General features: G+C 72.4%; 3 protein-coding genes. All 3 read left to right on the top strand.

Annotated features, from left to right (window positions below; translation table 11 throughout):
- Positions 1 to 210: 210 nt before the first annotated feature.
- From AB0O00_RS30780 to AB0O00_RS30770, 3 genes are read left to right on the top strand one after another with little or no spacing between them, the layout of a single operon-like run.
- On the top strand, positions 211 to 1,572 hold the full coding sequence (locus AB0O00_RS30780) for an MFS transporter (RefSeq protein WP_363657329.1): 1,362 nt from the start codon (positions 211 to 213) through the stop codon (positions 1,570 to 1,572).
- 55 nt (positions 1,573 to 1,627) lie between these two features.
- Positions 1,628 to 2,485: an SAM-dependent methyltransferase gene (locus tag AB0O00_RS30775; RefSeq protein ID WP_363657327.1), complete on the top strand. Its 858-nt coding sequence runs from the start codon at positions 1,628 to 1,630 to the stop codon at positions 2,483 to 2,485.
- 49 nt (positions 2,486 to 2,534) lie between these two features.
- The gene (locus AB0O00_RS30770; protein ID WP_363657325.1) at positions 2,535 to 2,852 is read left to right on the top strand and encodes a hypothetical protein; all 318 of its coding nucleotides are present in this window, start codon (positions 2,535 to 2,537) and stop codon (positions 2,850 to 2,852) included.
- The last annotated feature ends 248 nt before the right edge of the window (positions 2,853 to 3,100 follow it).

Below are 3,100 nucleotides of genomic sequence, written 5' to 3'. Positions count from 1 at the left end.
GGTCCGGAGGATCTTCACGCGCACACACATATCATCCGACCGCGACATCGATCGTACGGGGAGGGCCCGTTCGGTGCCGGGGCCCGCGGTGAAACGCGGACAAAGGGCGACGAAGCGTGGCGAGGCTCCGTTCGCATGCGGTGGGGAGTCGGTGTGCGGGTTGGCGCGAACACCATTCCCAGCGTTGTCGATCAGTGGGACTCTGTGGCCATGACAGATCAGACCGCAGCCCTGCCGCTGCGCGACCCCGCACCGGCCGCGGGCGGCCGGCGGCGCGAACTCGCCGCCGCCACCGTCGGATCGGTGGTCGAGTCCTTCGACTGGAACGTCTACGCCGTGCTCGCCCCGTACTTCGCGGCGGACCTCTTCGGCCACGGGAAGGGCGGCGTCAGCGGGCTGCTCGCGGCGTACGTCGGGTTCGCGGTCGGGTTCGTGGCCCGGCCGGTCGGCTCGTTCCTCATCGGGCGGCTGAGCGACGGCCGCGGTCGGCGCTTCGGCCTCACGCTCAGCATGTCGGTGATCGCCGCCGCCAGCCTCGGCATCGCGCTCCTGCCCGGACAGCAGACGATCGGCGTGTGGGCGGCCGTCCTCGCCGTCGCCGCGCGCGTCGTCCAGGGGCTCGCGTTCGGCGGCGAGACGCCCACCGTCGCCGCGTACGTGACGGAGACCGCGCCGCCCCGCCACCGGTTCGCGTTCAGCTCGGTGTCGTACGGCGGCATCATCATCGGCTCGCTGATCTCGTACGGCGTCCTCGCCGTCCTGCTGCACACGCTCGGCAAGGAGGGCCTGAAGCACGGCGGTTGGCGCTGGGGCTTCGTCGTCGCCGCCGTGCTCGGGCTCGCCGCGGTGTGGGTGCGCCGGGCCGCGCCGGAGAGCGCGGAGTTCCAGCGCGAGCGGACCGGGCGCGCGAGTGAACGCCCGCCGTTCCTCGGCACGTTGAGCCGCCACCGGTGGGCCGTTCTCACCGTCTTCCTGCACACCCTCGGCGGCACGATCGGCTACTACTTCGCGCTGGTCTACCTGCCGCAGTACGCCGCCGCGTACGGCGTCATCGGCAAGGAGGAGGCGGCCTCCTTCATGACGGTCGTCCTCGCCGTCGTGCTCGCCACCATGCTGCTCGGCGGCGTCCTCGCCGACCGGGTGGGGCTGTTGCCGGTCATGCGGACCGCGTTCGCGCTGACCGTCGTCCTCGTGCTGCCGCTGCTCGCCGCGCTGCGGCACGGCTGGCTGCCGTTCCAACTCGTCGCCGTCGTCCTCGGGATGCTCGTCGCCACCCAGCTCGGCACCCTCAACGTCTTCACCGGCATGCTGTTCCCGACCGCCGTGCGCGCCGTCGGCGTCGGCGTCGTCAACGCGACCACCATCGCCGCGTTCGGCGGCACCTTCCCGCTGCTCGCCGAGTGGCTCAACGGCAGCCACCACCTCGGCGTGATCCCGTACTATGTCACGCTCTGCTCGCTCGGGCCGCTGCTCGCGACGTTCACCGTGCTGCGCGTCCCCGCGTTCACGGCCGCAATCCGGAACTCCGGCCCCCGGACAGCGGGTGGTCGTGTACAGTCCGAAGCCGGCTGACTTTCGGTCATCTTCCGCAACCGAAACGGCCGAAGAGGTCATCCCGGGAGGAACCATGGCACAGCGCGACGAATCCGGCGACTGGCTCGGCCGGCGGGCGTCGGAGCCGGAGCCGCTGCCATCGGTGGACCTGCGCACCGACCGCGCCCACCCCGCCCGGATCTACGACTACCTGCTCGGCGGCAAGACCAACTTCCCGGTGGACCGCGAGGTCGGCGACCGCATCCTCACCGAGTGGCCCGGCTCGCGCACCGCCACCCGCGCGGCCCGGGCCGTCATGCACCGGATGACCCGCCACCTCGCCCGCGCCCACGGCGTGCGCCAGTTCCTCGACGTCGGCACCGGCATCCCCACCGTGCCCAACCTGCACGAGGTCGCCCAGTCCGTGGACCCGGCGAGCCGCGTCGTCTACGTCGACAACGACCCGATCGTGCTCGCCCACTCCCGTGCCCTGCTCACCAGCACCCCCGAGGGCCGCACCGCCTACGTCGAGGGCGACTTCCGCGACCCGGAGCACTTCCTGGCCGATCCGGCGGTCGCCCGCACGCTCGACTTCGACCGGCCGATCGCCCTGATGCTCGTCAACCTCGTGCACTTCCTCTCCGACGAGGCCGCGCACCCGCCCGTCCGCAAGCTGCTCGACGCCCTCCCGTCCGGCAGCTTCCTCGCCCTCACCGCCGGCACCGCCGACACCGTCCCCGAGCTGGTCGCGATCGGCTCCAAGCGGTACTCCGAGGCCGGCATAGAGAACCACCTGCGCACGCGCGCCGGCGTCGAGCGGTTCTTCGACGGACTGGAGCTCGACGACCCCGGCGTCGTCCTGATCAACCGCTGGCGCCCGGAACTCGACGACGAACCCGCGCTCGAGGACCACGAGGTGTCGGCGTACGCGGGCGTGGCCCGCAAGCCGTAGTCGGAGAATTCCGCGTCCGGTTCGCCCGGCGGCGAGCGACCATGGGGGCATGAAGATTGAGCTCCTGCTCGTCCCGGACTGCCCCCACGGGCACCTCGCCGCCGCCCACCTGCGCGAGGCCCTGGCCGAGACGGGCCTGTCACCGGTGTCCATCACCACGCACGTGATCGCCGACGAGGCCGAGGCCCGGCGCGTGGGCTTCACGGGCTCCCCGACGATCCTCGTCAACGGACGCGACCCGTTCGCGGTGGAGGGCGCCCCGGTGTCCGTGTCCTGCCGCCTCTACCGCACCCCGGAGGGGGTAGTCACCGGCGCCCCGGGCGTCGGTCAGCTGCGGGACGCCCTCACGGAGGCCGCCGGGCGCTGAGCGGGGGCGCCCACTGCGCCGGGCGCGGTCGGCGCTGAGAGAGGTGCAACCGGCCGCGCTCGAACCATCGCCATGACATGCCCATGCGAGTACAGTGCTGCGACACCAACGTCCGCGTGACACAGGGGGAGTCCGTGAGCATTGCGCGCAGGCAGTTACTCAAAGGATCGTCAGCGGCCGGAGCCGCCCTCGTCACGGGCGCCGCCGCGCCGACGTCCGCCGCGGCGGCGCCCACCCCGCTGCTGCAG

Origin of the sequence: Kitasatospora sp. NPDC093558 (assembly GCF_040683475.1) — a bacterium.
In the GTDB taxonomy this organism is placed as follows: Bacteria; Actinomycetota; Actinomycetes; order Streptomycetales; family Streptomycetaceae; genus Kitasatospora.
The sequence above is the reverse complement of the archived record's forward strand: the minus strand, read 5'-3'. Positions and strand labels throughout refer to the sequence as shown.